A 26,870-nucleotide genomic window follows, 5' to 3' on the forward strand; every position below is an offset into this window, starting at 1 on the left:
CCGCGATGCGGTGCCCGGTCAGGCCGCGCGCGCGCCGTGCTCGACTGCCGGTTCGACGAGAACCTTGGCAAACCCCTCGATCTTGGTGCTGCGCTCGTCCAGGCCGTTAAGCACCTGTTCGAGTTCGGCGATGCGGCTTTCCAGCGTGTCGGTGGCCTCGTGGATGCGTTCGATCGAATCCACCCGACGGCGCAGTTGCTTCTGATGCTCGCGCACCTGCGCCTCGAGCGGCGTCATCACGGACTTCAGCCAGATCTCGATATCGCGGTTCAGGTCTCGGAAATTCTCCAGAACCCGGCTCGCCATCGTCGCGAACGCGTTCTGCACCAACTGCGGCCGCGAACGGGTCAGCATGTTCACCGTGCCGAAGTGGTTGTTCACCAGTTGCAGCGTTTCCTGCAGCTCCACCGCGTAGCGCGAGGTGACGAACTGCATCGGCGCCGGCAGCGTGAAACCGTGCTCGGCGTTGAAGCGGCGATACATGCTGTCCACCAGTTGATGCAGGCCGGCGATCTTCTGGTCGGCATCGTGGATCAGGCCGGTCAACTGGCCGAACAGCGCCTCCATGTCCTCGCGCAGGCCGCGCGAGAAGAATCGCTCCTTCATCTGCTCGCGGGCGTCACGCATGGTGCGGCGCACGTCGCGCAACTGCAGGCTCTTGATGATGTCCGCGCTGTGGCGGCCGAAGACCAGGCGCAGCGCCTGGAACTTCGAGATGCTCTGCTCGAATTCCTCTTTCTCGCCCTGCACGCGCAGCAGCATGTGCTTGACCATCGCGTGGTTCTTGCCGCGCAGGCCGCGCAGCTCGAACAACTGCTCGACGATGTCCCGGCGGCGGCTTTGCAGCAGTTGCTGGGCGCCGCGCGACATGTCCTGCACCAGGCGCTGGACCTGATCGGACACGATCTCGCGCCGCTGCGGAATCAGCTGGTCGGACAGCACGTGCTCGAACTGCGGCAGGTTGCTGCGTACCAGCATCGGCTGGTCCTGGGTGACCTTGGCGACCAGGCCCTTCTGCGCCGACACCGGGTAGACGCGGCGCTCTTCGATGCCGAGGATCTGGGCCGTCGAGCGAACCTGCCGCGAAATCTCCGAGGCAATCTCCGGCGACGACTTGAGCGGGTCCCACAGCCCGTCGATCTTGTTCAGCACGGCCAGGCAGCCCCGGCGATGGCCGGCGCCCACGTGGCTGCGCCACAGTTCGAGGTCGCTCTTGGTCACGCCGGCGTCGGCGGCCAGCACGAAGACCACCACGTGCGCATCGGGGATCAGCCGCAGCGTCAGTTCCGGCTCGGTACCGATCGCGTTCAGGCCCGGCGTGTCGAGGATGACCAGGCCCTGGCGCAGCAGCGGGTGCGGGAAGTTGATCACCGCATGGCGCCAGCGCGAGATCTCGACCATGCCATCGGCATCGACCGACCACGCGGCGTCCGGGTCGTTCTCGTTATAGAGGCCGAGCGATTCGGCCACGGCCGGCGTCACGCGCGTGGTTTCCACCACGTGCTGGAACGCGGCCAGCATGCCCTCGGGCGACGACGGATCCAGCGGCACCGTGGTCCAATGCGAATTGGACGAGCCGGGCTCCATGAAATCGGCCGTGGAGGCGTCGTGCAGGCGCGTCTCGATCGGCAGCAGGCGAATGCTCGGCTGCTCGTTCTCGTCGTAGCGCAGCTCGGTCGGACACATCGTGGTCCGGCCCGCCGACGACGGCAGGATGCGCCGGCCGTAGTCGGCAAAGAAAATCGCGTTGATCAGTTCGCTCTTGCCGCGCGAGAACTCGGCGATGAACGCCACCTTGAGGCGGTCGCTCTTGAGAACGTTCTGAATGCGCTGGACGCGGTCATCCGCGGTAGCGTCATAGAGGTCGTACTGTTGCAGCCACGACTGGAATTCGGCGAGAGACTGAAGGACCCCGGTTCTCCAGGCGCCATATTGTTCGAATTGATGGGCGAGGCTCGTCATGGAGTTGTGCGCGTTCGCTGTTTCGGCTCGGATTTATTGGTTCGAACTCGTACGACCCGCCTCGCGCAAGGCTACCCGTTGACCCTCGGACCCCGCCACGAGACGCGCACCGGATCAATGCCACATTAGTGGGAGATTCGGCGCTTTTTGTAACTTTTTATGTCTGCGCACACGATACATGGTTTGTGTCGGATTTTGTGGAATTCACGTCCCTTGCGCGCGCCGCCGTCACAGAGTGTTGCGCGGAGCCATCGGCAATGCCGGACGACAATGTATGGACATTGGATCGTCACGCGCACCAAGCCGCCGAGACCCCCGTCAATGCTGGCAATGCGGGCAATAGAAGGTGGAACGCTGGCCCTGCACGATCTGGCGGATCGGGGTGCCGCAAACGCGACACGGCTCGCCGGCCCGGTCATAAACGAAGCAATCCAGCTGGAAGTAGCCGCTGCTGCCGTCGCTGCCGACGAAGTCGCGGAGCGTGCTGCCGCCCCGGGCGATGGCCTCGGCCAGCGTCTCGCGCACGGCCACGGCCAGCTTGTCGCAGCGCGCGAGGCTGAGCCGGCCCGCCGCCGTGGTCGGCCGGATGCCGGCCCGGAACAGGCTTTCCGAACAATAGATATTGCCCACGCCCACCACGATCTCGCCGGCCAGCAGCGCGGTCTTGATCGCCACGGACCGACCCCGCGTATGGCGATGGAGCCAGGCGCCGTCGAAGCGCGGATCGAACGGCTCGAGGCCGAGCTTGCGCAGCAGCGGATGCTCGCCGAGGTCCGCCTCTGGCAAGGGGCTCCAGATAATCGCCCCGAAACGGCGCGGGTCGCGGAAGCGCAGGGTCACCGGACGGGAATCGGGGGAATCCGGGGCTTCAGGGACATTGGGGGCATCAGGGGGGTCGTCGGGCGCGGCCAGGACGAGGTCGAGGTGATCGTGGGTGCCCGGGGATGGTGCATCGGGATAGACCCGCAGCGTGCCGGTCATGCCGAGGTGAATCAGCAGCCAGCCGGTGTCGGTGTCACCTTCCAGGCCCTCCGCGCCACATCCGGTGCCGGCCGCCGGCAGGCATTCGATCAGCAGGTACTTGCCGCGCCGCTCGACGCGCCCGATCACGCGCCCGGCCAGCCGCGCCTCCAGTTCCGGCTCCACCGGCCAGCGCAGGCCGCGGTGACGCACCGTCACGTCGACAATACGCCGCCCCACCACGTGCGGCAGCAGTCCGCGCCGCGTGACTTCCACTTCCGGCAATTCCGGCATCGCCCCAGGACCTCCTTCTCGACTTCCGTCGGCCTTCCCATCAGAACCTCTTGCCCGGTTTGGCGCTCCAACCTCGCAGGAACCAGCGGCGCGCGCGGCGCGCTGTGCGGGTTCCCAAACGCATTGGCCCCTCGCGGCAAGCAGGGCATTGTAGCGGCAGGCTACAATGCCTCTCATCCATTCCTACGCCCCCGCGCGCCCGGAGCATCGATTTCATGCCGGACTTCCGTTCGTCCCTTCAGGCCATGCGCCCGGACCTCATTCCGATGACAGCATTTCCCGCCGCGCCCGCCGGCCCCGCCAGCGGCTTGCGCCGCCATGCGCGTGCGCTGGCCGTCTCCGCCTGCCTAGCATTCGGCGCGTTCGCCACGGTGGCGCACGCCGCGCCACCCCGGGTGGCGCAGGGCGACGAAGAAGCCATCGACGTGCCGCCGCCGGCCTCCGTGACCAAGCCCCGGGCGCCGCGCACGCCGCTGCCGAATGTGTCGCTGACGCCGGACATCCTCTATCGGGTGCTGGCCGCCGAGATCTCGCTCCAGCGTGGCCTGGTCGGCACCGCCTACCGCACCTACATGGACCTCGCGCGCCAGACGCGTGACCCGCGCCTGGCCCAGCGCGCCACGGAAATCGCGTTCAACGCGCGGATTTCGCAGCAGGCGCTGGACGCCGCCCGGCTCTGGACCGAACTGGCGCCCACCTCGCCCGCCGCGCGGCAAGTGCTTTCCACCCTGCTGGTGCTGAACGGCCGCTGGGACGAGGCCGAGCCGCTGCTGGTGCAGCAGCTGGCCAGCTCGCCGCCGGGCCATCGCCCGGAAGCCATCCTGCAGATGCAGCAGCAGATCTCGCGCACCAGCGATCCGGCCGGCGCCGTGGCCGTGCTCCAGCGCGTGACCGCCAACGACACCAAGTTCGCCGAGACGCATCTGGCCATTGCCCGCGCCAAGGAAGCGGCCGGCGACAACGCCGGCGCGCTGGCCGAGCTGGACGAGGCGCTGCGCATCAAGCCTGACCTCGAGCCCGCCGCGCTGATGGCCGCCGAACTCCAGGCCGAGAGCGCGCCGGACAAGTCCATCGCCCTGCTCAAGCGCTTCCTGGCCAAGGCACCGGCCTCGGTCAACGGCCACATCACGCTGGCCCGCCTGTACCTGCAGAAGAACGACATGGAAGCCGCGCGCGCCGAGTTCGAGGCGCTGCGCAAGGTCGCCCCGAACGACCCGCGCGTGCCGCTGGCGCTGGGCCTGACCAGCCTCCAGGCGCGCAGCTACGACGACGCCGAGCGCTACCTGCAGGAATACCTGCGCATGGCCGAGAAATCCCCGGCCGCCAATCCGGACGTAGCCTTCCAGTACCTGGCGCAGATCGCCGAGGAAAAGAAGGATTACGCGCAGGCCATCCAGTGGCTCGACCGGATCGAAGACAGCCGCCTCGCACCGGCAGCCCAGGCCAAGCGCGCGCAGCTGCTGGCGCGCATGGGCAAGCTCGACGACGCCCAGGCCGTGTTCAGCGACATGCTGGCCGATGCCGAGGACATCGCCGACCCCGGCCAGCGCGGCCAGCGCATGGCGGCGATCCGCCAGGCAGAAGTGGCCACGCTGATCGACGCCAAGGCCTACGACCGCGCGCGCAAGTCACTGGAGGAACGCGTGCGCGTGGAGCCGGACAATGCCGACTGGGTCTACGAACTGGCGATGCTCGACGAGCGCGAGAAGCGCTACGAAAGCATGGAACGCGGCCTGCGCAAGGTCATCGCCATGCAGCCGGAGCAGAAGCAGGGCTACAACGCGCTCGGCTACTCACTGGCCGACCGCAACGAGCGGCTGGCCGAAGCCCGCAAGCTGCTCGAACGCGCGTCCGAGCTTGGCCCGGACGATCCCTACATCATGGACAGCCTGGGCTGGGTGAAGTATCGCCAGGGCGAACTGCAACCGGCCGCCGAACTGCTGCGCAACGCCTACTCGAAGGCGCCCGAGGCTGAAATCGGCGCGCATCTGGGCGAGGTGCTCTGGCAACTGGGCCAGCATGACGAAGCACGCCGCACCTGGACCGAGGCCGCCAAGGCGGAGCCCGAGAACCAGACACTGATCGACACGCTGCGCCGTTACAACCAGAACGTGCTGCTGTCCAAGTAAGCTGCCAACCGGCCCGGGCCGCCCGCCATCCGATGCAATACCGTGCGATGGAGGGCGCCGGGGCGCTGTTGTGCGATGGTCGCCCTGGCGGCCATCGCCACCTCGTCATACATCCCGATTTTTCCGACCGACGACTCATGACCATGCTCCGATCCCGTCGCCTGGCCCTGTTCTGCCTTGCCGCCCCGCTCTGGCTGGCCGGCTGCGCCAGCGTGGCGCCCTCGCGCGGCTTCGACGCCGGCGAGACCGCCCGCAGCGAGCACTACTCGGGCCGTTTCGCCGCCAACTACACCCGCTATGGCCGCAACGAAGGCGTGCAGGGCAGCTTCCGCTGGGAGGAACAGGGGCGTAACGTGCGACTGGACCTCGTTTCGCCGCTGGGCCAGACGCTGGCCGTGGTGACGTCCACGCCCTCGGGCGCCACGCTCGACCTGCCCAATGAGCCGCCGCGCAACGCGCCCGAGGTGGACGCGCTGATGGAACAGGCGCTGGGCTTCTCGCTGCCCGTCTCGGGCATGCGCGACTGGCTGCACGGCCGCCCCGCGCCGGGCGCGCCGGCCAACGCCACGCGCGACGTGCGCGGCCGCCTCGACACCCTCACGCAGGCCGGCTGGACCGTGCGCTATGTGGATTGGCAGGAGCCGCCGGAAGGTGCCACCGTGGCCACCGCCCGGCCGCGTCGCATCGACATGGCGCGCGACGGCGGCCCGTCGCCGATGACCGTGCGGCTCGTGATCGACCCGGAGGCCCGCCAATGACCGCCGCCATGACCACCGATACCTCCCTGCCGCCCCCGGACCTGCGCGACTGCCCGGCGCCGGCCAAGCTCAACCTGTTCCTGCACGTGACCGGGCGCCGCCCGGACGGCTACCACACGCTCCAGACCGTATTCCAGCTAGTCGACTGGTCGGACACCCTGCACTTTCACCGCCGCGACGATGGCGTGATCGCCCGCACCACCGACATCCCCGGTGTGCCGGCGGACACCGACCTCGTGGTGCGCGCGGCGCGTGCCCTGCAGCAGGCCAGCGGCACCCGCTTCGGCGCGGACATCGCCATCGAGAAGCGGCTGCCGATGGGCGGCGGCATCGGCGGCGGATCGTCCGATGCGGCCACCACGCTACTGGCGCTGAATCACCTCTGGGGCGTGCGGCTGCCGCGCGACGAACTGATGCGGATCGGCCTCTCGCTGGGCGCCGATGTGCCGGTGTTCGTCTTCGGCCAGAACGCCTTCGCGGAAGGGGTGGGCGAGGAACTGACGCCCGTGGATTTGCCGTCCAGTTGGTTCGTCGTCATCCACCCGCGCCAGCACGTGCCCACCGCTGCAATATTTTCGGACGAACGCTTGACAAGGGATACGCCCATCTCCATAATTACCGACTTCGCTGCTTGCACAAACAAATTCGCTTTCGGTCGCAACGACCTGCAAGCGATAGCAACAGCGAAATTCGGCGAAGTTGCCCGAGCCCTTGAATGGCTGAGACAATACAGTCCCCATGCAAGGATGACCGGTTCCGGAGCCTGCGTGTTTGCCCGTTTCGACGATCAGCAAACTGCGCAGCAGGTTGTGGAACAGGTGCCATCGGAATGGGATGGCAGGTGTGTGAGTAGTTTGTCGCATCACCCGCTCGCAACATTCGCATAGCAAGTTTTCGTCTGGCGAGGTGCTTCAGTTTGGCGCCGCGACAGTCGATAAAGGTTGTGTAGGGGAGTCGCCAAGTTGGTCAAGGCACCGGATTTTGATTCCGGCATGCGAGGGTTCGAATCCTTCCTCCCCTGCCATTACTTCCTATAGTGTTCTGACGAACACTCGCAGAATCGGCTGCCGGCAATGGCCGGCGGTCACAAAATCTCCCCCAGCAGCAAGACAGGTGCCCCGAATGAGCAGCGAAGGCTTGATGGTATTTACCGGCAACGCCAACCCCAAACTCGCGGAGGCTGTCGTACAGCACCTCGGCATTCCCCTGGGCAAGGCACTGGTAGGCCGTTTCTCCGACGGCGAAGTCCAGGTCGAAATCCAGGAAAACGTTCGCGGCAAGCACGTCATCGTGCTGCAGTCCACCTGCGCGCCGACCAACGACAACCTGATGGAACTGATGGTGATGGTCGATGCCCTCAAGCGCGCCTCGGCCCGCAGCATCACCGCCGCCATGCCCTACTTCGGCTATGCCCGCCAGGATCGCCGCCCGCGTTCGGCGCGCGTGGCCATCTCGGCCAAGATCGTGGCCAACATGCTCGAAGTGGCCGGTGTAGAGCGCGTCCTGACGATGGACCTGCACGCCGACCAGATCCAGGGCTTCTTCGATATTCCCGTCGACAACATCTATGCGTCGCCCGTGCTGCTCGGCGACCTGCGCGAGAAGAACTACGGCGACCTGCTCGTCGTCTCGCCCGATGTTGGCGGCGTGGTCCGCGCCCGTGCGCTGGCCAAGCAACTGAACTGCGACCTCGCGATCATCGACAAGCGTCGTCCCAAGGCCAATGTGGCCGAGGTGATGAACATCATCGGTGAAGTGGCAGGCCGCAACTGCGTGATCATGGATGACATGATCGACACCGGCGGCACGCTGTGCAAGGCCGCCCAGGTGCTCAAGGAGCGCGGCGCGCTGAAGGTTTTCGCCTACTGTACCCATCCGGTGCTGTCGGGCGGTGCCGCAGCCCGCATCGCGGCGTCCGAGCTGGACGAAGTGGTGGTGTGCGACACCATCCCGCTGTCCGACGAAGCCCGCCAGTCCGGCAAGATCCGCCAGGTCTCCACCGCCCCGCTGCTGGCTGAGACCTTCACCCGGATCGTGAAGGGCGACTCGATCATGTCGCTGTTTGCCGACCACTGATGCGCGCTGGGTAGCCGCTGCATAGCGATACCTGCTAGAATTTTGGGCTTTACCGCATTGGCTGCCAGGTTTGGCGGCCAATGTGCTTCAAGCGGCACTACATTCTCGTCGTGCCGCTTCAGTCGAGGCTGTCTGGTCGCGGACAGCCTTCTTACTATTTGGAGTACACCATGAAAGTCATCGCTTTCGAGCGTAGCGTACAGGGAACGGGTGCGAGCCGCCGCCTGCGCAATTCCGGCAAGACCCCCGGCATCATCTATGGCGGCGCCGCCGAGCCCAAGATGATCGAACTGGATCACAACGCGCTGTGGCACGCCCTGAAGAAGGAAGCGTTCCACTCGTCGATCCTGGACCTGGAAGTGGGTGGCGCGTCCGAGAAGGCGCTGCTGCGCGCGTTCCAGATGCACCCGTTCAAGCCGCTGGTGCTGCACGTTGATTTCCAACGCGTGTCGGCCACCGACAAGATCCACGTCAAGGTGCCCCTGCACTTCATGAACCAGGAATCCGCTCCTGGCGTGAAGCTGGGCCACGGCATCGTGAACCACATCCTGAACGACCTGGAAGTGTCGTGCCTGCCGGCCGACCTGCCCGAGTTCATCGAAGTGGATCTGGGCCAGGCCGAACTGGGCCAGACCCTGCACCTGTCGGACGTGAAGCTGCCGAAGGGCGTGACCGCCATCACCCACGGTGACGACAACCCCGCCGTTGCCAGCATCTCGCTGCCGGCCGGTGGTGTGTCCGAAGCTGCTGAAGGTGGCGAAGCCGCTGGCGAAACGCCGGCTGCCTAAGCCTTCTCGCGCATCGAAGAAACCGCCGGTTCGCCGGCGGTTTTTTTTCGCGCGGGATTTTCGCCAGCGTTTTGACGTATGCTGTCTCGCGCCAGACTCTCCCGACCTTCCCGATTCATCGCATGATCAAGCTCATCGTCGGCCTCGGCAATCCCGGGGCGGAATACGAGGCCACGCGGCATAACGCCGGCTTCTGGCTCGTCGACCAACTCGCCCGCATGGGCAGCACAACGCTGCGCGTGGAGGGCCGCTTCCACGGCCTGGCCGGCCGCGCCCGGCTCTGGGACCAGGACATCTGGCTGCTCAAGCCGTCCACGTTCATGAACCGCTCCGGGCTCGCCGTGGTGTCGCTGGCGCGCTTCTACAAGATCCTGCCGGACGAGATCCTGGTCGCGCACGACGAGATGGACCTGCCTGCGGGCGCGGTCAAGCTCAAGCGCGGCGGCGGCGCAGGCGGGCACAACGGGCTCAAGGACATTGCCGCGCACCTGACCACCCAGGAGTACTGGCGCCTGCGGCTCGGCGTGGGCCATCCGCGCAATGCGCCGGGCGGCGCCGGGGCCGGCCGCGAGGATGTGGTCAACTATGTGCTCAAGCCGCCACGAAAGGAAGAGCAGGAAGCCATCGACACGGCGATCGACCGCAGCATCGGCCCGCTGGGGCTGCTGGCGCGTGGCGAGAACGAGCGCGCGATGATGGAGCTGCACACGGGCAAGTGAAGGGTATCTTCCGGCCCAATGTCAGCAGGCAATAAAAAACCCCGCAATGCGGGGTTTTTTATTGCCGGACAACCCGGAACGGGTATGGCCTGAGTGCTGAATAATGCTCAAGCCGCATGCCGCGCGGCGGTCAGCAGCCGGTAGCGCTGCATCAGCACCTCCTGGGACTCCACGCGGTTCGGGTCCTTCGGAATGCAAGCCACCGGGCATACCTGCTGGCATTGCGGTTCGTCGAAGTGGCCGACGCACTCGGTGCACTTGTTGGGGTCGATCTCGTAGATCTCGGGCCCCATCGAAATTGCTTCGTTCGGGCACTCGGGCTCACAAACGTCGCAGTTGATGCAGTCGTCAGTGATCAATAGCGCCATGATATTTCCTTCCTGCGACCCGCCCGCGCCCGACTGGCCGCGTCGGCGGGTTCGAAGGCTCCATTCTATTCCGCTTTGCCAATCTTCTCTTGCAGCCAGCGCTCCACCGAGGGGAATACGAACTTGCTGACATCGCCGCCCAGCACGGCAATCTCGCGCACGAAGGTGCCCGAGATGAACTGGTACTGGTCCGAGGGGGTCAGGAACATCGTTTCCACGTCCGGCAGCAGGTAGCGGTTCATGCCGGCCATCTGGAACTCGTACTCGAAATCCGACACCGCGCGCAGGCCGCGCACGATCACGCGCGCATTGTTCTTGCGCACGAAGTCCTTGAGCAGGCCCGAGAAGCCTTCCACGCGCACGTTGGGATAGTGCCCGAGCACTTCCTTCGCGATACCGATGCGCTCCTCCAGCGAGAAGAACGGGCGCTTGTTGGGGCTGTGCGCCACGCCGACCACCAGCTCGTCGAAGATATTCGACGCGCGACGGACGAGATCCTCGTGTCCCCGGGTCATGGGATCGAATGTACCGGGATAGACCGCGACGACCATATTTCCTCCTTTGGGGTGCCCGCTGCCGGCCTTGTGGCCGATCGATGGATTCTGGCTGCGTGACGAGCGTTGAACAAACAACAGCGGCGTAGTGTAACGCCAAATGCGGCATTTGGAAGTCCATCCACAGGCTTTCTGCGGCGTTGCAGCACGCCCGCAAACGCTTGCCCGGCGCGGCAACTCGTCGTACGACTACCCTGCTTCGCCCTGCCCCGGCACCTTGTGCTGGAGCAGGTGGAAGTGCACCGCGCCCGCGCGGGCCTGCCGCACGATCTCGAGCGAGGCCGGCACCGGCGCATCGGGCCCGATCAGCGCGTGGTCGGTCTCCACATAGACCGCGCCACCCGGCCGCGACAGCCGTGCTGCATGCTCGAGCGCCGGCCCGAGCCAGTCCTCGGCGAACGGCGGGTCCAGGAAGATCACGTCGAAGCTGGCGCCCGGCATCTGCGCGGCCACGGCGAAGGCGTCGCCCTGGATCACCTTGACCTGCTCGGCGTCGAACCGGTACTGATTGTCGCGCAACTGGCGCGCCACACGCGGGTTGGCCTCCACCAGCGTGACGGCCGCCGCGCCACGGGACGCCGCCTCGAAGCCAAGTGCGCCGGAGCCGGCAAACAGGTCGAGGCAGGTCATCCCGGACATGTCCTGGCCGAGCCAGTTGAACAGGGTTTCCCGAACGCGGTCAGGCGTGGGCCGCAGCCCTTCGGCCTCGAGGACCGGCAGCAGCGAGCGCTTCCAGCGCCCGCCAATGATGCGGACCTGCGCCGGCGCCTGGCGAGGGGAGGGAGAAGCAGATCGCCCGCGCGGTGCGGGCGATGGTTTGGTGCGCGAATTCATGCCGTGATTGTAGAGCCTGCCGCGCCCCGCCACACCCTCTGGCGGCTGCGCGGCTTCACAATCAGAATCGTCTCAACGATCGATGCTGCGCCAACCCGGCGCCAAGTTAGCGCCAACTCAGGGTTGCACCGGGCCGCCCACGATGACCGTGGCCATGGCATCCGGATGCACGTGCTTCTGGAAAGCCGCCCGCACCTGCTCGCGCGTGACCTTGCCGATCTGCGTCGTCCAGGTGTCGAGATAGTCGAGCGGCAGGCCGTACCAGCCGATGTTCGCCACGTTGGTCAGCAGCTTGCGGTTGCTGTCGATGCGTAGCGGGAAGCCATTGACGAGGTTGTCCTTGGCGGCACGCAGTTCGGCGTCGGTCGGGCCGGTCTGCACGTACTGCTTCAGGATCTCGCGCACCAGCCGCAGCGCCTCGTCGGTGTTCTCCTTCTTGGTCTGGAGCGTGATGCCGAACGGCCCGGGCTGCTTCGCCGGCCCGAAATAGCTGTCCACGCCGTAGGTCAGCCCGCGCTTCTCGCGCACCTGGTCAGTCAACCGCGAACTGAACCCGCCGCCGCCGAGCACGTAGTTGCCCACCAGCAGGGCGAAGTAGTCGGGGTCTCCGCGCGCGATGGCCGGCTGGCCCATCGCCACGCTGGCCTGCTGCGCCGGATGGGGGATGCGCTTCTCGCTGCCCGGAATCGTCATCTGCACGTCCGGCACCTTGGGCGCGGCCACGCCGTCGGGGAGGCCGCGCGTCAGGTCTTCGGCGATCTGCTCGGCCTGCTTGCGGTCGATGGCGCCGATCAGCGTGACCACGGCGCGCTTGGCGGTGTAGTTGTCGCGCCAGAACTTCAGCAGGTCATCACGCGAGATGGCGGCCACCGATTCCGGCGTGGCCGACACTCCGTACGGATGGTTCGGATACACGGCCTTCGACAGCGTCTTGTCGGCGATCACGCCGGGACGCGAGTCGCCCTCGCGGATCGCGGTAATCAGGCGCTGCTTCTCGCGCTCGACCACGGCCGCCGGATAGGTCGGCGCCTTGATCAGCTGCCCGGCCAGCCGTAGTGACTGCTCACGTTCGGGCGAGGCGGTCAGCGTGCGCAGGCCGATGCCGCCACGGTCGCCGCCAGCCGCGCCGCCAAAATCGGCACCCGTGTCGGCGAAGGCATCGGCCACCTGGGCTTCATTGCGCGCGGGCTGGCCGTCCTGGGCGGCCGCGCCCTTGTCGAGCAGCGCGGCGGTCAGCGTGGCCAATCCGGCCTTGCCGGGCGGGTCGTAGCGGCCGCCGGCGTCGAAATCGATATTGACATCGAGCATCGGAATCGACGGACTCGGCACGAAGAACACCTTCGCGCCGGTGGAGGCCGTCCAGTTCTCGATGGGCAGCGCGGCCTGGGCCACGGAGCCGGCCAGGAGGGCAATCGCCCCGCAGGCCACCCCGGCCAGCCGGCGCACCATCCGTGGCGAGGCAATCGTCATGACGGACAAGGACATCGTGGCTCCTCAGTGACGCAGCCCTTCCGGGGCGGCAGTCTTGGGCTTGTTGGGGTCGATCGGCTGCGGCACCAGCGTGGCCACGGTCAGGTTGTCATCGTTGAAATACTTTGCCGCCACGGCTTGCACCTGGGCTGGCGTGACTTCCTTGATCTTGTCGAGCATGCGGTCGATCTGGCGCCACGAGATGCCGGAGATCTCAGCCGTGCCGATCTCCATGCCCTGGCCGAATACCGAGTCGCGCTTGTAGATCTGGCCCGCCACCACCTGCGCCTTGACGCGCTTCAGCTCTTCCTCGGACACGCCGTTCTTCGCGATGCGCTGGATTTCCTCGCGCAGGGCTTTTTCGATCTCGTCCGTGGTGTGGCCGTTGGCCGGGGTGCCGTCGAGCACGAACAGCGATTCGCCGCGATTGATGCTGTCGTAGCCCACGTTCACGTCGTCGGCCAGGCGCTGCTCGCGCACCAGTTCGCGGGTCAGGCGGGCGTTGTCGTAGCCGTTCAGCACGGCGGACAGCACCTCCAGCGCGTACGGATCGACATCCTTCTCCACGTCATGCAGGCGCGGCACCTTGTAGGCCATGACCATGTACGGGTTCTCGGCCGGCGCCTTGACCCAGATGCGCTTGATGCCCTTCTGGGTAGCCTCGAGCTGGGTCTTGCGCAGCGGCAGCGCGCGCGGCTTGAGCTTGCCGTAGTAGCGTTCGGCCAGCGCGCGCACCTCGTCCGGCTTGACGTCGCCGGTCACCACCAGCAGCGCGTTGTTCGGCACGTACCAGGCCTTGTACCAGGCCTGCACGTCCTCCACGCGCATGTTGACGAGGTCATCCATCCAGCCGATCACCGGATGCCGGTAGGCGGCGGCGGTGTAGACCGTGGCCAGTAGCTGCTCGTAGACGGTGCCGCGCGGGGAGTCGTCGGTGCGCAGGCGGCGCTCCTCCATCACGACTTTCATCTCGCGGTCGAATTCGTCCTTCTTGATGATGAGGTTGGCCATGCGGTCGGCCTCCAGCTCCATCATCCTCGGCAGGTACTGCTTGGCGATCTGCTGGTAGTAGAGCGTGAAATCGCGGTTGGTCATGGCGTTCTCGCGACCGCCGAGCATGGCGATCTGGCGCGAGAACTCGCCCACCGGCACCTTCGGCGTGCCCTTGAACATCATGTGTTCGAGCATGTGGGCCACGCCCGTGGTGCCGCTCACCTCGTCGATGCCGCCCGTGCGGTACCAGATCTGGTGCGCCACGGTGGGCGCGCGATGGTCTTCCTTGACGATCACGCGCATGCCGTTGGAGAGCTGGAATTCGGTGGTGCCCGCCTGGGGCTGGCCCACCGCGGAAGCGGTCCGCGCTCCGGAAGGCGGGCCCTGCGGCGTGGGCGCGGTGGTCTGGGCCATCGCCGCGCCACTAAATCCGGCGAATCCGCCAAATCCGGGCAATCCTGACAGGCCGGAGAAGGCGAAAGCAGCAACCAGTGTGGGAAGGACGCGCCGCGAGAGGCGGGCGGTGGGCATTGATCGGATTCGGGCGGCGCCCGCTCCGGACAAGACAGCGCAATGGTTCATGCGACCCCGTCTGCTAGAATTTTGGCGATTGATTCTACCGGGGTATTGACCCCTTTCCCTAATGTTTAGTTTCTGGAAGAAGCGCAAGGCCGAGCCGGCCCCTGCGCCCGCCGAGCCGCCGGCTGCCGAGCCGACGCCGGCCATCACGCCGGCACCGGTGGCCTCGCCCACCGCTGCCCCCCAACCCCAGCCGTCGCCCAGCCCGGCGCCGGCGCCCTTGCCTGTCCCCGCTCCAGCTCCAACGCCTGCCCCGGTTCCGGTCCCCGTGCCGGTGCCTGTTCCTGTTCCGGTGCCTGTCCCCGTCCCGGTTCCGGCCCCCGCACCTGCCCCGGCTCCCGCTCCGGCTCCCGCTCCGGTGCCTGCCCCGGTGCCCGTGCCGGTCCCGGTTCCCGCCCAAGTGCCGCCTCCGCCGCCGGCGCCGGTCGCCTATGAGCCGCCGGTTGTCGAGGAACTCGAACTAACGCCGCCGCCAACCCAGACCGCCGAGGCCAAGCGTGGCTGGATGACGCGCCTGCGTGCCGGGCTGTCGAAGACGAGCCGAAACCTCGGCACGCTGTTCGTCGGCGTGAAGGTGGACGAGGCCCTGTTCGAGGAACTCGAAACCGCGCTGCTGATGGCCGACGCCGGCGTCGAAGCCACCGAGTTCCTGCTCGGCGAACTGCGCCGCCGCGTGAAGAACGAGCGCCTCGAGACCGCCGAAGCCGTGAAGATCGCCCTGCGCGAGCTGCTGACCGACCTGCTGCGCCCGCTCGAGAAGACCATGGAACTGGGCCGCGAGCAGCCGCTGGTGATGATGATCGCGGGCGTGAACGGCGCCGGCAAGACCACCAGCATCGGCAAGCTCTGCAAGCACTTCCAGGCCTACCACCAGTCGGTGCTGCTGGCGGCCGGCGACACCTTCCGCGCCGCCGCGCGCGAGCAACTGACGATCTGGGGCGAGCGCAACAACGTCACCGTGGTCGCCCAGGAAGGCGGCGACCCGGCGGCAGTGATCTTCGATGCCGTGAACGCGGCGCGCGCGCGCAAGATCGACATCGTGATGGCGGACACCGCGGGGCGCCTGCCCACGCAGCTGCATCTGATGGAAGAACTGAAGAAGGTGAAGCGCGTGATCGGCAAGTCGATGCCGACGGCCCCGCACGAGGTGCTGCTGGTGATCGACGCCAACACCGGGCAGAACGCCCTGTCCCAAACCCGCGCCTTCGACGACGCGCTGGGCCTGACCGGCCTGATCGTGACCAAGCTGGATGGCACGGCCAAGGGCGGCATCCTCGCCGCCATCGCCCGGCAGCGCCCGGTGCCGGTGTACTTCATCGGCGTGGGCGAGAAGGTGGAAGATCTTCAGCCATTCAAGGCTGACGAATTCGCTGAAGCACTACTCGGTTGAGCACGGCTGGCTTTGGCCAGCTTCCCCTGCAAAACCAGCATGGCGAGCCCCCGGGCTCGCCATTTTCGTTTTATCGCTAGCGCCTCGCTGCGACTTGCCCCTCCGGCAGGCCCGTTTGGCTGCCGGAAGGGGCCGGACTAGCTGCGTGGCCAACGTTGACTGACATCAACCGTCGTCCCAGGGATGGCTGCTGCAATGGCTCGCCCCCCGGCATTCTTCACCTGAGGACGAGAACCATGAATGGAACGTTGAAGCCACGCAGGATGCGCGCCTGGCTCGGATCGCTTTGCGTCGCCACGCTGATGGCGGCGTGCGGCGGCGATGACAATGGCGGCGGAGGCGGAGGCACCGGCAAGGTCGATCCGCCGCCCGTGCCGCGCCAGACCATCGCCCTGTCGGGCCAGGTCTACCAGGCCGCCGGCGGGGGCAATCCCCACGGCCATGCCGCCGATGTCACCGTCAAGGTGTCCGGCGCCGATGGCAAGGCCGTGGTCGCGCAGGGCGCCACTTCGGCCAGCGGCGACTTTGCCGCGCTCGCGGTGCCAGCCGGCAATGCCGTGGTGCGGCTGTCGAAGACCGGCTACGTCGAGCAGGTGGTGCCGGTGACCGCCACGCGCGACGCACGCATCGAGGCCACGCTGCTGCCCGTCGGCACGACCCTCTCCGCGCCGGGCTTCCAGTCCGGCGGCACCTTTGCCGGCGGCGATGGCGCCAGCGTCACGGTGGCCCCCGGGTCGTTCGTGACCCCTGACGGCAAGCCGGTCAGTGGCACCGTGCAGATTGACATCACGCCCTACAGCGCGGCCGGCAATCCGGAAGGCTTCCCGGGCACGCCGTACCTGCGCCAGGACGGCGTGGACGGCATCATGGTCAGCATGGGCATGGCCGATTTCTCGTTCTCGCAGAACGGCCAGCCGCTGAAACTGGCGCCCGGCAAGACCGCGCGGATCTCCATCCCGCTCTATGCCGCCACCACGCCGGACGGCAGACTGCTCAAGCCGGGCGATACCGTGCCGGTCTGGAGCATGGACGACAGCACCGGCCAGTGGCGGCAGGCCACCGACATCTCGGGCGTTGTCGTGGCATCGCCCGACAGTCCCACCGGGCTGGCGATGCAGGCCGATGTCGATCACTTCAGCTGGTGGAATTGCGACTACTTCCGGACCACCCGCGCCATGCGCATCAAGGTGCTCGATCCAGCCGGCGTGCCCTACTCTGGCCAGGCGTACCTGACCGCCACGTTCACCGAGGCGCCCGGGGGCTATGCCACCAGCGGCCACGCCGCGATCACGCTGGACGCCGGTATCACGTCCGTGTCCGTGCCGGACGATGCGGTCGACGGCAGGTTCTCGGTGCGCATCGGCAACCTCGGCGGCGGCGCAACCGTGAACAAGCTGCAATGGCGCGCGACCGACGAAGTGGTAGTGCGCCTGTCCGGGCTGCCCCAGATTGACTTGACACCCGGTACCGGATCGCTGGTGTTCTTCGATGCCGACAAGGCCGGCGGCAAGACCATCCAGTTCGCGCTCGCCACGCGCAACCTTGGTACGACGCCCCTGGAATGGCTGGTCGATGGTGTGCCCGGAGGCAACCCGGCAGTCGGCACGATTTCGGCCAGCGGGCGCTACCGCTCTCCGCGCGGCGCCGATCTGGACGCTGTACTGAACACCGGCGGCCGGCAGGTCTCGATCACCGTGCGCAGCACGGCCGACCATCTGGTCATGCGCCAGGCATCGGTGACGCTGGAGGCGCCGACGATCGTCATCGTCGGGCGACGCTATGGCGCAGGCGGCCGCACCACCGACGACATGACCACCTACACCGATGACAGCGGCTTGCACAGCCTGCCGACCTACCCGGTCCACAACCTGCACGACGACACCTTCCAGGCCTACTTCGGCAATGCAGGCCATCCGTTGCGGTCGGTGCAGTGGGAGCTCTCGTGCGGCATGGACATCAACTACGGCGTGAGCGACTGCGCCCCGTGGGCGCCGGGCGCTGCCATGGCCGCCGATGGCACGCTGACCATGCCCGATGTGTCGCCCATCATCCCGCCCGATCACACGATGGACCTCGTCGTCGGGGCGAGCTACGGCGTGCCGTCGCTCTGGCTGCGCGCCACCTCGGCCGACAAACCCGGTCTGCGCGGCGTCATGCAGCTCAAGGTGGTGCCGGTGGAAGACCCGGTGGGCGACAAGGTGGAGATCGTCTTGCCACTGGGCCTATCCACGCCCGGCGCGGCGGCGTCCGGGGCCGATGTGCCTAACGGCCAATACGTGGTCACCGACGGCCAGCTTGCGGTCCGCAGCACCGCCCCCGCGCTCGATGTCACGGCCCCCGTCACCTGGAGCCTCGTGTGCCTGACGAGAAGTGGCGCATCCTGCGCCTCTACCGCCTGGCGGCCGACGCTCACGCCGGACGGACGCCTGTCCGGCATGGCGGGTCAGCCGGGTCCGTGGAGCGGTGCCTATCTCTACGTGATGGCCGAATGGACGGCTGGCGGCGTCAGCAATCGCCTGACGCGCTGCATCGTCGGGCACGGTGATACGGCCTGCAAGCCGTTGGCCCCATAACCGCCAAATCGGCCAATCGGCCAATCGGCAACAAAAAAGCCCGGCATCGCTGCCGGGCTTCCTGCAAACGTCGGAACCATCCGATAAAAGCGGACTACTCGCTATCCGGCTGCGCCGCCGGCGCGGCCTTCTGGAAGGCTTCCAGCTCCATGCAGGCCGCGTGAATGCGCGCGATCTGTGGGAATCGGTCCAGATCGACGTTGAACCGGTGCGCGTTGAATACCTGCGGCACCAGGCACAGGTCGATCAGCGTCGGCGTGTCGCCAAACGCGTACCGACCCACGCGGCCGATCTGCTGGAGGTTGCCTTCGAGCGAGGCAAAGCCCTGCTCGATCCAGTGCCGGTACCACGCGTCCTTCGCCTCCTCCGCCACGCCCAGCGTGTGCTTGAGGTACTTCAGCACGCGCAGGTTGTTCAGCGGATGGATCTCGCAGGCGATTTCCTGCGCCAGTCCGCGCACGATGGCGCGGTCCAGCGGGTTGGCCGGCAGCAGCGGCGGCTCGGGGTGCGTTTCATCCAGGTATTCGATGATCGCCATCGACTGGATCAGCGGCTTGCCGTCGGCCACGAGCGTCGGCACCACGCCATCGGCGTTGAGCGCGCGATACTCGGGCTTGAGCTGCATGCCGCCTTCCTTGAGCAGGTGCACTCCCGCGTACTCGTACGGCAGGCCCTTCAGTTCCAGCGCGATACGCACGCGGAACGAAGCCGAGCTGCGGAAGTAGCTGTAGAGCTTCAGCATCGGCTCAGGCCACCTTGACGGTCAACTCGCCCACACCCTCGATGCGGCACAGCATGACGTCGCCCTTCACCACCGGGCCCACGCCTTCGGGCGTGCCGCTGTAGATCAGGTCGCCGGGCTGCAATTCGAACAATTTCGAGAGGTACGACACCATCTCGGGCACCGACCAGATCAGGTCCGACAGATCGCCGCGCTGCTTCTCCACGCCGTTCACCGCCAGCGTGACCGCGCCCTTCTGCGGATGGCCGATCTCGGACACCGGCAGGATCGGGCCGATCGGCGCCGATTTGTCGAATGCCTTGCCGGTCTCCCAGGGGCGGCCGGTCTTCTTCGATTCGTTCTGGAGGTCGCGGCGCGTCATGTCCAGGCCGAGGGCGTAGCCGTAGACGTGGCTGGCGGCCTGCTCGACCGGGATATCCTTGCCACCCTTGCCGATGGCCACCACCAGCTCCACTTCATAGTGGCAATTGCTGGTGCCCGGCGGGTACGGGAAGGTGCCTTCGGTGCCGTCGGCCACGTAGCTCACCGCGTCGGACGGCTTGCAGAAGAAGAACGGCGGTTCACGATCCGGGTCCGAGCCCATTTCGCGCGCATGGGCGGCATAGTTGCGGCCCACGCAATAAACCCGGCGCACGGGAAAGCTTGCGCGGCTACCGCGCACGGGGACGCCAACGGGGGCTTGCGGCTCGAAAACGAACTCGGTCATCCAAACTCTCCAGACTGTTTTTCTGATGGAATCCGCGCCGGCGCGGCGCGGTAGGCCAAAAGCATACACCCATGCGTACGGCCGCATACAGTGGCGAATGAGCACCCTCCCCGCCCGCACGCGGCTGGTGCATTGCACAACTGTGGCGCTGCGGGCCGGCCCGGCCCGCACTAGTTCGCGCAGTCCCTTACCCGCCCATCCATCCGCCGTGCCCCGCCACGGCCCACCGTCCGCACCGACCCCGGGCGGACCCGCCCCGCGCTGCCTCCAGATCGGGATTTCCGGCAGGTTTTCCGCGCGCTTGTGCGCCGCAACGACGCTGGCACGTGGCTTGCGTTATCGCCTGCACGGCCAACGACGGCCGCGTGGTACCGAAGCACGAAGCTCGAAGCACCCGAACTCACAACCTGAACAACGCGTCCGCGCTGTCCACCATGGCACGCGCGGCGGGACAACGGCGTCCTGAACTGCAAGCTGGCGAAGGCGGGCTGCGGGTCGGGACGCCTTTTTCTTTTTTCGGAGCCATCGCCATGCCCTCTCGCCTCAAAGACGCCAAGCCCCTGCCCGCAGCCGTGGTCCCGGCCATCCCCGACGCAGCCCCAGCCAGCCAGAGCCGGCGCCGCGTGCTGGCCACCATCGCCGGGGCCGGCGTGATGACGCTGGTGGATCCGCTGGTGCGCAGCGGCGCCTGGGCGGCCGGCTCCGACGCCCCGGAAAAATCCGAAGTCCGCATCGGCTTCATCCCGCTGACGGACTGCGCCTCGGTGGTCATGGCGTCCACGCTCGGCCTGGACAAGAAGTACGGCATCAAGATCACGCCGAGCAAGGAAGCCAACTGGGCCAGCGTGCGCGACAAGCTCGTCAACGGCGAACTCGACGCCGCCCACGTGCTCTATGGCCTGATCTACGGCGTGCAGCTCGGCATCGGCGGCCCGAAGAAGGACATGGCCGTGCTGATGAACCTGAACCACAACGGCCAGGCCATCACGCTGTCATCGAAACTCGCCGAAAAAGGCGCGAAGGACGGCGCCAGCCTGAAGGCACTGATGATGAAGGAGCGGCGCGACTACGTGTTCGCCCAGACCTTCCCCACCGGCACCCACGCGATGTGGCTCTACTACTGGCTGGCCGCCAACGGCATCAATCCGATGCAGGATGCCAAGGCCATCACCGTCCCGCCGCCGCAGATGGTGGCCAACATGCGCGTGGGCAATATGGACGGCTTCTGCGTGGGCGAGCCGTGGGGCGCGCGCGCCATCGCCGACAAGATCGGATTTACCGTGGAAACCACCCAGGCGATCTGGAAGGACCACCCCGAGAAGACGCTCGGCACCACGGCGGAATTCGTCCAGAAGAACCCCAACACCGCACGGGCGATGGTCGCCGCCATCCTCGAAGCCTCGAAGTTTATCGACGCCTCGACCTCGAACCGCCGCAAGACCGCCGAGACCATCGCCGCCAAGTCCTATGTGAATACCGACATGGACATCATCCTGGACCGCATGTTGGGCCGCTACAGCAACGGCCTGGGCAAGACCTGGGACGACCCCGATTCGATGAAGTTCTACCAGGACGGCGCGGCCAACTACCCGTTCCTGTCCGACGGCATGTGGTTCCTCACGCAGCACAAGCGCTGGGGCCTGCTCAAGGAGCACCCGGACTACCTGGCCGTGGCCAAGCAGGTGAACCGGATCGATATTTTCAAGCAGGCCGCCGCCGCCGCGCAGGTGGCCGTGCCCAAGAGCGATTTCCGCACCGCCAAGCTGATCGACGGCGTGACCTGGGATGCCACCAAGGACCCCAAGGCCTATGCCGATGGATTCAAGATCAAAGCCTGACCTCGTCGTTTCCTTGATGTCCCGCTGCCCTCACTTCAGGAGCCAGACGTGAATGCCATTGCCCACCCCGCGCCGGAAGGCACACCCGCCATGACTTCGGACCTTGTCGACACCGACACCAAGGAGCAAACCCGCCGCCGGGCGGCGCAACTGGCCGCGCAGGAGCGGATGGCCGCCCGCCGCGAGGCGCTTGGCGCCGTCGTACGCAAGACGGTGCCGCCGCTGGTCGGCTTCGTCCTGTTCCTGCTGGTCTGGCACGGCATTGCCACGATGATTCCGGCGATTCCCACGCCGGGCGCCACCTGGAACGCCGCCGTGCCGCTCTTCTCCGATCCGTTCTATCGCAACGGGCCGAACGACCAGGGCATCGGCTGGAACATCCTCGCCTCGCTGGCGCGCGTGGCGGCGGGCTTCGGGCTGGCGGCGGTGGTCGGCATTCCGGCCGGCTTCCTGCTGGGCCGCTTCGCCTTCCTGAATGCAATGGCGGCGCCGGTGATCAGCCTGCTGCGCCCGGTTTCGCCGCTGGCGTGGCTGCCGATCGGGCTGCTGCTGTTCAAGGCGGCCAACCCGGCCGCCATCTGGGCCATCTTCATCTGCTCGATCTGGCCGATGATCATCAACACGGCCGTCGGCGTGACGCGCGTGCCGCAGGACTACCTGAACGTGGCGCGCGTGCTCGATCTATCCGAATGGAAGGTGTTCCGCAAGGTGCTGTTCCCGGCCGTGCTGCCCTACATGCTGACCGGCGTGCGGCTCTCGATCGGCACCGCGTGGCTGGTGATCGTGGCGGCCGAGATGCTCACGGGCGGCACCGGCATCGGCTTCTGGCTCTGGGACGAGTGGAACAACCTCAAGGTGGAGCACATCGTCATCGCCATCTTCATCATCGGCGTGGTGGGCCTGATCCTCGAGCACCTGCTGCTCGCGCTGGCCCGCCGCTTCAGCTACGGCAACAACTGACCGCCCCCCCGAAGGAGCCATCGCCATGGAAAAGTTTGTCAGCATCGAGAACGTGGGCCAGACCTTCAAGACGCGCAAGGGGCCGTTCGTGGCCCTGCGCGACATCAACCTGGGCATTGCCGAGGGCGAGTTCATCACGCTGATCGGGCATTCGGGCTGCGGCAAGTCCACGCTGCTGAACCTGATTGCGGGCCTGACCACGCCCACCACGGGCGCGCTGATCTGCGCCGGGCGCGAGATTGCCGGACCGGGGCCGGAGCGCGCCGTGGTGTTCCAGAATCACTCGCTGCTGCCGTGGATGACGTGCTTCGAGAACGTCTACCTGGGCGTGGAGCGCGTGTTCGCCGCCACGGAGAGCCGCGCCCAGCTCAAGGCGCGCACCCAGGACACCCTGGCGCTGGTCGGCCTCACGCACGCCGAGAACAAGTATCCGCACGAGATTTCGGGCGGGATGAAGCAGCGCGTGGGCATCGCCCGGGCGCTGGCCATGTCGCCGAAGGTGCTGCTGATGGATGAGCCGTTCGGCGCGCTGGACGCGCTGACCCGCGCCCACCTGCAGGACGAACTCATCAAGATCGTCGCCCGCACCCAAAGCACCGTGGTCATGGTCACGCACGATGTGGACGAAGCGGTGCTGCTGGCGGACCGCATCGTCATGATGACGAACGGTCCGGCGGCCACGGTGGGCGAGATCCTGAAGGTGGACCTCCCCCGCCCGCGCGACCGCGTGGCGCTGGCCGACGACAAGGGCTACCACGCCTGCCGCACCGCCGTGCTGGACTTCCTCTACCGCAAGCAGCGCAACCCGGCGCTGCGCGAGGCAGCCTGACCCCGGCGGGGATGCGTGGGATGGCGGGCGTGGGCGAAGCCGCCCTGCTCCGCTATCATGAACGGCAGAACGATCCACATATCCCCTCCCGCCATGACATCTGCCGCCCCGACCCTTCCGCCGTTTTCGGCCAGCAAGTACATCAAGGAGATTGGCCGCGGGGTCAATGGCGCCCGGGCGCTGCCCCGCGAGGACGCCCAGGTGCTGTTCGATGCGATGCTGGCCGGCCGCGTCTCCGACATCGAACTGGGCGCCGTGCTGATGGCCTACCGGATCAAGGGCGAGGCGCCGCACGAGCTGGCCGGCATGCTCGAGGCCGCCCACGGACACTGCGCCGCGCTGGCGCCGCCGCCGGACAAGCCCGTGGTCGTCATCCCCAGCTACAACGGCGCGCGCAAGCAGCCGAATCTGGTGCCGCTGCTGGCGCTGCTGCTGGCGCGCGAAGGCGTGCCGACGCTGGTGCACGGCTCGCGCGAGTTCAACGGCCGGGTGACGAGCATGCAGCTGTTCGAGGCGCTCGGCGTGCCGCTCTGCGCCACCACGCAGGCCGCGCAGGACCAGTTGCGCGACGCCGCCAATCCGCTGGCCGTACTGCCGATCGATGTGCTGTCTCCAGCGCTTTCGCGCCTGCTCGACAAGCGTCCGATCATCGGCCTGCGCAATTCCTCGCACACCATCGTCAAGATGCTGCAACCGGTGGGCAGCCACACGCCGGCCGAGGCGCTGCGGCTCTATAGCTACACCCATCCGGAATACCGCGAGACGCTGACCGATTACTTCTCCCACGAGCCCGCCAACGTGCTGCTGGCGCGTGGTACCGAAGGGGAAGTGGTGGCGGATGCCCGCCGCAGCGGCCGCATCGACTGGCTGCACGACGGCCATCAGCGGACGCTGGTCGATCCGGTAGGCGGGTCGATTGGCGACGTGCCCGAACTGCCGCCGGGCACCGACGTCGGCCTGACCGCCGCCTGGATTCGCAAGGTGCTCGATGGCGACGCGCCGGTGCCGGCGCCCATCGCCACGCAGGTAGCGACCATCCAGGACTGCCTGAAGCAGGCCACGCGCGTGGCCTGGACGAGCCCGGTCTGACGATTACGGACGATTACGGACGATTAGAGCCGATTAAGGCCGGCGCGGAGGCAGCGGAATCCGCTCGGTCTCGCCCGGCACGTGCGGGAACTCGTCGTTCTCCCAGCGGCGCGCGGCGTCGTCGATGTCTTCCTTGGTGCTCGCCACGAAGTTCCAGTAGATGAAGCGATGGCCGTCGGTCGGATCGCCGCCCAGCAGCATCACGCGCGCGGCGGTGGTCGCGGTCAGCGTGGCCGGCTCGCCCGGCACCAGCACGGCGAGGTGTTCCCCCGCCAGCGCCTCGCCATCGATCGTCACATCGCCTTCCACCGGATAGAGCCCGCGCTGCACGTGCTCGGGCGGAATCACCAGCGTCGCGCCGGCTTCCATGTCGATGGCCACGTAAAGCGTGCGGCTGTACACGCGGACCGGGGATTCCGCGCCGAAGGCGTCGCCGGCAATCACGATCATCCGCACGCCGGGCAGCTCCAGCTTGGGCAACGTGGCGCCCGGGTGGTGGTGGAACGACGGCGGATCCTTCTCATGCGCCTTCGGCAGCGCCACCCAGGTCTGGATGCCATGCAGCAGCGGACCGGCCTGGCGCGCGGCGTCTGGCGAACGCTCCGAGTGCGTGATGCCGGTGCCGGCGGTCATCCAGTTCACGTCGCCAGGGCGAATCACCTGCTCGCTGCCGAGGCTGTCACGGTGCATGATCTCGCCTTCGAACAGATACGTCACGGTCGCGAGGCCGATATGTGGATGGGGCCGCACATCCATGCCATTACCCGGCGGCATCGACACAGGACCGAGGTGATCGAAGAAGATGAAGGGGCCCACGGTCTGCGTGGCGGCGGCGGGCAGCAGGCGGCGGACCGTGAACTCGCCGATGTCCCGCACATGGGGCTTGAGCAAGTGTTCGATGGCAGACATGACAGGACTCCTGGCAATGGGATAACAACGGGAAAACAGCGGAAAGCTGGCCGCCAGTGTAGCGAAATGTGCAATACAGCATCCCGAAATCACGATGAAACCGATCGGGGCGAGTTCCCTCTAATCATGGTACGCGACGCTGGCGGCCCGCCAGCCCTTGCCAGACAAGGCGCGGACGCCGCACCGAGGCCCATTAGACTATCCCAACAACGACATTCATTGTCCGGAACTATCAACCCTATAGAAGCTCTAACTTAGCACTCGCCGAACCTGAGTGCTAATATGCGTTGCAGTGCAGTGACTCTTCCGATTCTGGAATCGAGGCACGCCGGCAACCTACCGCCGGATGCGAAAGGAGCAATAAGCGTGACCGCAGTTCTGTCTGCCGACCCAACCAAGATTTCTGGCCGTCTGCCGATGGCCCCCAAGAATGCCGCCGCTGGCAGCCTCGCGCTCGCCTTCCCGGCCGCAGTGGGCAATCTGGATAGCTACATCCAGGCTATCCACCGGATTCCGCTGCTGACCGCCGAGGAAGAGCAGCGCCTCGCGCGCGACCTGCGCGACCATGAATCCGTCGATGCCGCCCGCCGGCTGGTGATGTCCCACCTGCGTCTGGTGGTGTCCATCGCCCGCCAGTACCTGGGCTACGGCCTGCCGCATGCGGATCTGATCCAGGAAGGCAACATCGGCCTGATGAAGGCCGTGAAGCGCTTCGACCCGGATCAGGGCGTGCGTCTGGTGTCGTACGCGATGCACTGGATCAAGGCCGAAATCCACGAATACGTGCTGAAGAACTGGCGCATGGTCAAGGTGGCGACCACCAAGGCCCAGCGCAAGCTGTTCTTCAACCTGCGCAGCCACAAGACCGGCGCACACACGTTCACGCCCGAGCAGGTGGAAGCCGTGGCGCGCGAACTGAACGTGAAGCCCGAAGAAGTGATGGAGATGGAGACCCGCCTGTCGGGCGGCGACCTGGCGCTGGAAGGCCAGATCGACGACGGCGAGGAGGAATTCGCCCCCATCGCGTATCTGGCGGACAACCACAACGAGCCGACCCGCGTGCTCGAGGCCAAGCGCCAGGACCGCATGCAGGTCGAAGGGCTGGTCGAGGCGCTGGAGCGTCTGGATGCCCGCAGCCGCCGCATTATCGAGGCACGCTGGCTGGACGTGAACGACGACGGCTCGGGCGGCGCCACGCTGCATGAGCTGGCCGACGAGTTTGGCGTCTCCGCCGAGCGCATCCGCCAGATCGAGGCGGCCGCGATGAAGAAGATGAAGGGTGCGCTGGCGGCTTTCGCCTGATCCTGCGCTCCCCGCAATGCAGAAGGGCCGGTCTTGCGACCGGCCCTT

General features: G+C 66.9%; 23 protein-coding genes and 1 tRNA gene. 14 read left to right on the forward strand and 10 right to left on the reverse strand.

Annotated elements, in window-relative coordinates; genetic code table 11:
• Positions 1-18: 18 nt before the first annotated feature.
• Both AC1DFU_RS06000 and mutM read right to left on the reverse strand, forming a co-directional pair.
• Positions 19-1,962: a dynamin family protein gene (locus AC1DFU_RS06000; RefSeq protein ID WP_092291680.1), complete on the reverse strand. Its 1,944-nt coding sequence runs from the start codon at positions 1,960-1,962 to the stop codon at positions 19-21.
• Between the two features lie 318 nt (positions 1,963-2,280).
• Positions 2,281-3,216: a bifunctional DNA-formamidopyrimidine glycosylase/DNA-(apurinic or apyrimidinic site) lyase gene (gene mutM, locus AC1DFU_RS06005; protein ID WP_441593635.1), complete on the reverse strand. Its 936-nt coding sequence runs from the start codon at positions 3,214-3,216 to the stop codon at positions 2,281-2,283.
• Positions 3,217-3,431: 215 nt separating this feature from the next.
• On the opposite strand from mutM, the gene AC1DFU_RS06010 reads away from it, so the two are divergent.
• The 7 genes from AC1DFU_RS06010 to pth all read left to right on the forward strand — a co-directional run bounded on the left by AC1DFU_RS06010 (position 3,432) and on the right by pth (position 9,686).
• The gene (locus tag AC1DFU_RS06010; RefSeq protein WP_441593636.1) at positions 3,432-5,345 is read left to right on the forward strand and encodes a tetratricopeptide repeat protein; all 1,914 of its coding nucleotides are present in this window, start codon (positions 3,432-3,434) and stop codon (positions 5,343-5,345) included.
• A gap of 137 nt (positions 5,346-5,482) precedes the next feature.
• Positions 5,483-6,103: an outer membrane lipoprotein LolB gene (locus AC1DFU_RS06015; RefSeq protein ID WP_304441450.1), complete on the forward strand. Its 621-nt coding sequence runs from the start codon at positions 5,483-5,485 to the stop codon at positions 6,101-6,103.
• An 8-nt stretch (positions 6,104-6,111) separates the two neighbouring features.
• Positions 6,112-6,990: a 4-(cytidine 5'-diphospho)-2-C-methyl-D-erythritol kinase gene (gene ispE, locus AC1DFU_RS06020; protein ID WP_092292127.1), complete on the forward strand. Its 879-nt coding sequence runs from the start codon at positions 6,112-6,114 to the stop codon at positions 6,988-6,990.
• Positions 6,991-7,050: 60 nt separating this feature from the next.
• A tRNA-Gln gene (locus AC1DFU_RS06025) sits at positions 7,051-7,127 on the forward strand.
• Positions 7,128-7,225: 98 nt separating this feature from the next.
• Positions 7,226-8,179: a ribose-phosphate pyrophosphokinase gene (locus AC1DFU_RS06030; RefSeq protein WP_092291674.1), complete on the forward strand. Its 954-nt coding sequence runs from the start codon at positions 7,226-7,228 to the stop codon at positions 8,177-8,179.
• A gap of 170 nt (positions 8,180-8,349) precedes the next feature.
• The gene (locus AC1DFU_RS06035; protein ID WP_092291672.1) at positions 8,350-8,967 is read left to right on the forward strand and encodes a 50S ribosomal protein L25/general stress protein Ctc; all 618 of its coding nucleotides are present in this window, start codon (positions 8,350-8,352) and stop codon (positions 8,965-8,967) included.
• 122 nt (positions 8,968-9,089) lie between these two features.
• Entirely contained in the window at positions 9,090-9,686 is a 597-nt protein-coding gene (pth, locus tag AC1DFU_RS06040; protein WP_092291671.1) for an aminoacyl-tRNA hydrolase, read from the forward strand.
• Between the two features lie 107 nt (positions 9,687-9,793).
• On the opposite strand, the gene AC1DFU_RS06045 is transcribed toward pth, so the two are convergent.
• The 5 genes from AC1DFU_RS06045 to AC1DFU_RS06065 form a co-directional block, all read right to left on the reverse strand.
• The gene (locus AC1DFU_RS06045) at positions 9,794-10,054 is read right to left on the reverse strand and encodes a YfhL family 4Fe-4S dicluster ferredoxin (protein WP_092291669.1); all 261 of its coding nucleotides are present in this window, start codon (positions 10,052-10,054) and stop codon (positions 9,794-9,796) included.
• 65 nt (positions 10,055-10,119) lie between these two features.
• The gene (coaD, locus tag AC1DFU_RS06050) at positions 10,120-10,605 is read right to left on the reverse strand and encodes a pantetheine-phosphate adenylyltransferase (protein WP_092291667.1); all 486 of its coding nucleotides are present in this window, start codon (positions 10,603-10,605) and stop codon (positions 10,120-10,122) included.
• A gap of 192 nt (positions 10,606-10,797) precedes the next feature.
• Positions 10,798-11,442 carry a 16S rRNA (guanine(966)-N(2))-methyltransferase RsmD gene (gene rsmD, locus AC1DFU_RS06055; protein ID WP_177219859.1) on the reverse strand — a complete coding sequence of 215 codons (645 nt, stop codon included), beginning with the start codon at positions 11,440-11,442 and terminating at the stop codon, positions 10,798-10,800.
• Between the two features lie 117 nt (positions 11,443-11,559).
• Complete coding sequence (locus AC1DFU_RS06060) at positions 11,560-12,927, reverse strand: M16 family metallopeptidase (RefSeq protein WP_441593637.1); 1,368 nt, start codon at positions 12,925-12,927, stop codon at positions 11,560-11,562.
• 9 nt (positions 12,928-12,936) lie between these two features.
• Positions 12,937-14,487, reverse strand: coding sequence for a M16 family metallopeptidase (locus tag AC1DFU_RS06065; protein ID WP_092291663.1), 1,551 nt, complete (start codon positions 14,485-14,487; stop codon positions 12,937-12,939).
• A 61-nt stretch (positions 14,488-14,548) separates the two neighbouring features.
• On the opposite strand from AC1DFU_RS06065, the gene ftsY reads away from it, so the two are divergent.
• Positions 14,549-15,874, forward strand: coding sequence for a signal recognition particle-docking protein FtsY (gene ftsY, locus AC1DFU_RS06070; protein ID WP_441593638.1), 1,326 nt, complete (start codon positions 14,549-14,551; stop codon positions 15,872-15,874).
• 236 nt (positions 15,875-16,110) lie between these two features.
• Positions 16,111-18,447 (forward strand): carboxypeptidase-like regulatory domain-containing protein, encoded by a 2,337-nt coding sequence (locus tag AC1DFU_RS06075; protein ID WP_441593639.1) that lies wholly within the window; start codon positions 16,111-16,113, stop codon positions 18,445-18,447.
• 94 nt (positions 18,448-18,541) lie between these two features.
• Here the strand turns inward: AC1DFU_RS06075 and maiA are convergent, their stop codons facing one another.
• On the reverse strand, positions 18,542-19,186 hold the full coding sequence (maiA, locus tag AC1DFU_RS06080) for a maleylacetoacetate isomerase (protein WP_177219867.1): 645 nt from the start codon (positions 19,184-19,186) through the stop codon (positions 18,542-18,544).
• A 7-nt stretch (positions 19,187-19,193) separates the two neighbouring features.
• On the reverse strand, positions 19,194-19,895 hold the full coding sequence (locus tag AC1DFU_RS06085) for a fumarylacetoacetate hydrolase family protein (protein WP_441593640.1): 702 nt from the start codon (positions 19,893-19,895) through the stop codon (positions 19,194-19,196).
• 530 nt (positions 19,896-20,425) lie between these two features.
• Between AC1DFU_RS06085 and AC1DFU_RS06090 the strand changes: the two genes are divergently transcribed.
• From AC1DFU_RS06090 to ybiB, 4 genes are all read left to right on the forward strand, one after another.
• Positions 20,426-21,733: a CmpA/NrtA family ABC transporter substrate-binding protein gene (locus AC1DFU_RS06090; protein ID WP_441593641.1), complete on the forward strand. Its 1,308-nt coding sequence runs from the start codon at positions 20,426-20,428 to the stop codon at positions 21,731-21,733.
• A gap of 48 nt (positions 21,734-21,781) precedes the next feature.
• The gene (ntrB, locus tag AC1DFU_RS06095) at positions 21,782-22,693 is read left to right on the forward strand and encodes a nitrate ABC transporter permease (RefSeq protein ID WP_092291652.1); all 912 of its coding nucleotides are present in this window, start codon (positions 21,782-21,784) and stop codon (positions 22,691-22,693) included.
• A gap of 25 nt (positions 22,694-22,718) precedes the next feature.
• Positions 22,719-23,522 (forward strand): ABC transporter ATP-binding protein, encoded by an 804-nt coding sequence (locus AC1DFU_RS06100; protein WP_441593642.1) that lies wholly within the window; start codon positions 22,719-22,721, stop codon positions 23,520-23,522.
• 93 nt (positions 23,523-23,615) lie between these two features.
• Positions 23,616-24,611, forward strand: a complete 996-nt coding sequence (gene ybiB, locus AC1DFU_RS06105) for a DNA-binding protein YbiB (RefSeq protein WP_092291648.1) — start codon at positions 23,616-23,618, stop codon at positions 24,609-24,611.
• Positions 24,612-24,644: 33 nt separating this feature from the next.
• Here ybiB and AC1DFU_RS06110 read toward each other — a convergent pair whose 3' ends face one another.
• Positions 24,645-25,520: a pirin family protein gene (locus tag AC1DFU_RS06110; protein ID WP_477105999.1), complete on the reverse strand. Its 876-nt coding sequence runs from the start codon at positions 25,518-25,520 to the stop codon at positions 24,645-24,647.
• A 417-nt stretch (positions 25,521-25,937) separates the two neighbouring features.
• Here AC1DFU_RS06110 and rpoH point away from each other — a divergent pair, with 417 nt between their 5' ends.
• On the forward strand, positions 25,938-26,822 hold the full coding sequence (rpoH, locus tag AC1DFU_RS06115; RefSeq protein ID WP_255370730.1) for an RNA polymerase sigma factor RpoH: 885 nt from the start codon (positions 25,938-25,940) through the stop codon (positions 26,820-26,822).
• The last annotated feature ends 48 nt before the right edge of the window (positions 26,823-26,870 follow it).

It is taken from the genome of Cupriavidus sp. 10L45, assembly GCF_056395225.1.

Excerpts from the sequence above, each read along its gene's own strand:
- AC1DFU_RS06110 (WP_477105999.1), bottom strand. The coding sequence starts at position 25,520 with ATGTCTGCCATCGAACACTTGCTCAAGCCCCATGTGCGGGACATCGGC.
- AC1DFU_RS06010 (WP_441593636.1), top strand. The coding sequence starts at position 3,432 with ATGCCGGACTTCCGTTCGTCCCTTCAGGCCATGCGCCCGGACCTCATT.
- pth (WP_092291671.1), top strand. The coding sequence starts at position 9,090 with ATGATCAAGCTCATCGTCGGCCTCGGCAATCCCGGGGCGGAATACGAG.
- AC1DFU_RS06030 (WP_092291674.1), top strand. The coding sequence starts at position 7,226 with ATGAGCAGCGAAGGCTTGATGGTATTTACCGGCAACGCCAACCCCAAA.
- rpoH (WP_255370730.1), top strand. The coding sequence starts at position 25,938 with ATGGCCCCCAAGAATGCCGCCGCTGGCAGCCTCGCGCTCGCCTTCCCG.
- AC1DFU_RS06085 (WP_441593640.1), bottom strand. The coding sequence starts at position 19,895 with ATGACCGAGTTCGTTTTCGAGCCGCAAGCCCCCGTTGGCGTCCCCGTG.
- AC1DFU_RS06065 (WP_092291663.1), bottom strand. The coding sequence starts at position 14,487 with ATGAACCATTGCGCTGTCTTGTCCGGAGCGGGCGCCGCCCGAATCCGA.
- rsmD (WP_177219859.1), bottom strand. The coding sequence starts at position 11,442 with ATGAATTCGCGCACCAAACCATCGCCCGCACCGCGCGGGCGATCTGCT.
- AC1DFU_RS06075 (WP_441593639.1), top strand. The coding sequence starts at position 16,111 with ATGAATGGAACGTTGAAGCCACGCAGGATGCGCGCCTGGCTCGGATCG.
- ybiB (WP_092291648.1), top strand. The coding sequence starts at position 23,616 with ATGACATCTGCCGCCCCGACCCTTCCGCCGTTTTCGGCCAGCAAGTAC.
- AC1DFU_RS06015 (WP_304441450.1), top strand. The coding sequence starts at position 5,483 with ATGACCATGCTCCGATCCCGTCGCCTGGCCCTGTTCTGCCTTGCCGCC.
- AC1DFU_RS06090 (WP_441593641.1), top strand. The coding sequence starts at position 20,426 with ATGCCCTCTCGCCTCAAAGACGCCAAGCCCCTGCCCGCAGCCGTGGTC.
- ftsY (WP_441593638.1), top strand. The coding sequence starts at position 14,549 with ATGTTTAGTTTCTGGAAGAAGCGCAAGGCCGAGCCGGCCCCTGCGCCC.
- coaD (WP_092291667.1), bottom strand. The coding sequence starts at position 10,605 with ATGGTCGTCGCGGTCTATCCCGGTACATTCGATCCCATGACCCGGGGA.
- AC1DFU_RS06045 (WP_092291669.1), bottom strand. The coding sequence starts at position 10,054 with ATGGCGCTATTGATCACTGACGACTGCATCAACTGCGACGTTTGTGAG.
- AC1DFU_RS06035 (WP_092291672.1), top strand. The coding sequence starts at position 8,350 with ATGAAAGTCATCGCTTTCGAGCGTAGCGTACAGGGAACGGGTGCGAGC.
- mutM (WP_441593635.1), bottom strand. The coding sequence starts at position 3,216 with ATGCCGGAATTGCCGGAAGTGGAAGTCACGCGGCGCGGACTGCTGCCG.
- AC1DFU_RS06000 (WP_092291680.1), bottom strand. The coding sequence starts at position 1,962 with ATGACGAGCCTCGCCCATCAATTCGAACAATATGGCGCCTGGAGAACC.
- AC1DFU_RS06100 (WP_441593642.1), top strand. The coding sequence starts at position 22,719 with ATGGAAAAGTTTGTCAGCATCGAGAACGTGGGCCAGACCTTCAAGACG.
- AC1DFU_RS06060 (WP_441593637.1), bottom strand. The coding sequence starts at position 12,927 with ATGTCCTTGTCCGTCATGACGATTGCCTCGCCACGGATGGTGCGCCGG.
- ispE (WP_092292127.1), top strand. The coding sequence starts at position 6,112 with ATGACCACCGATACCTCCCTGCCGCCCCCGGACCTGCGCGACTGCCCG.